Source organism: Pseudoxanthomonas sp. LjRoot204_2, assembly GCF_056175765.1.
On the sequence record NZ_JBGFFG010000713.1, the window covers coordinates 1 to 1,097 of the forward strand.

The window sequence follows — 1,097 nt, forward strand, 5'->3', positions numbered from 1 at the left end:
GTGGACAACAGGGTGGCTCGCGGGCAGCCATGGGAGCTGCATCCGGAAGAACTCCTCGTGGACGTAGAACGCCACCGCGTCAACGAAGCCCTCCGCGATTAGCGAGCAGCGCATACCTTCGGGGACCGTCACTATGGAACCTGTCCGCAGTGCGACATCAACGCCGGGACCCCGTAGCCGCGCCCATCCTGCCGTTACGAACACGAGCTTCACGCAGTCTGCGGGCACGCGCAGTGAGCGCCGAGCCGTGGCGATCCGACGCGCAGTCATGGGCAACCCCTGACTCTCGAGCAGGGCCCGACAGGTTGGGAACGTCACCCGCGCCTCGCTACCGCTCCCTCGGCTGCGGCACACAGCCGACACGGACGACGCGCGCTGATCGACGGCCCAGTGGCTACCAGCCCGGAGCAAGGGCCATTCATGAGCCAGCCCGGCCCTCTGTGAAGGTCGCAGTTCACTTGTGCCTCCTCGAGCTGAGCGTCTTCACGCGGCGATACCGTGCAACCATTTGGTGCACCAGGGGCATGCACCACGGATCAGTGCGAGCGACATCGCGGAGTTCGCCCCAATAGGACGCCGCGCTTCGAGTGGCGAGACGGCTCTCGCTCTTGCCGCCTGCGATCTCGCCTTCTCGCGCCACCTGAATCGCGTGCGAGAACCGCTACTTACTCCACGTGATCCCCCGTCCGTCCACGAGCGTCATCCGCTGAATCCTGGGGGTCTTCGGCCCCCTTAAGTCGTCGGCCTACATGCTGTTCTACGACCACCTTGACCGACGTCCGCGCGTGGGTGGCGACCTCAAGCGAATCGGCCGGATCTACAATCGGATCGTCCGCCTCGCCCGGTCTGTCTCACACCGCCGCGGCACGGTGGAACGTAGCGGGGCCAGGACTCGGGACGTGCCTACTCGCCGCGCATTCGAGACCGATACCCCGTCGGACTCACGCCGAATCGACGTCGGAAGACCCGCGCCGCGTAGCTGCCGTCGTGCCATCCGACGTGGACTCCGATCTCGCCTACGCCCAGTTCGGAGCTCACCAGCAGGTGGGCCATCCGTTGAACGCGGACGTCCGACAAGTAGCGCATCGGCGCGATAC

General features: G+C 66.0%; 1 protein-coding gene. It reads right to left on the reverse strand.

Annotated features, from left to right (window positions below):
• Positions 1-903: 903 nt before the first annotated feature.
• Positions 904-1,097, reverse strand: a 194-nt coding sequence (locus AC04L7_RS19320; RefSeq protein ID WP_475513791.1) for a helix-turn-helix domain-containing protein, incomplete at its 5' end; no start/stop codon positions are given.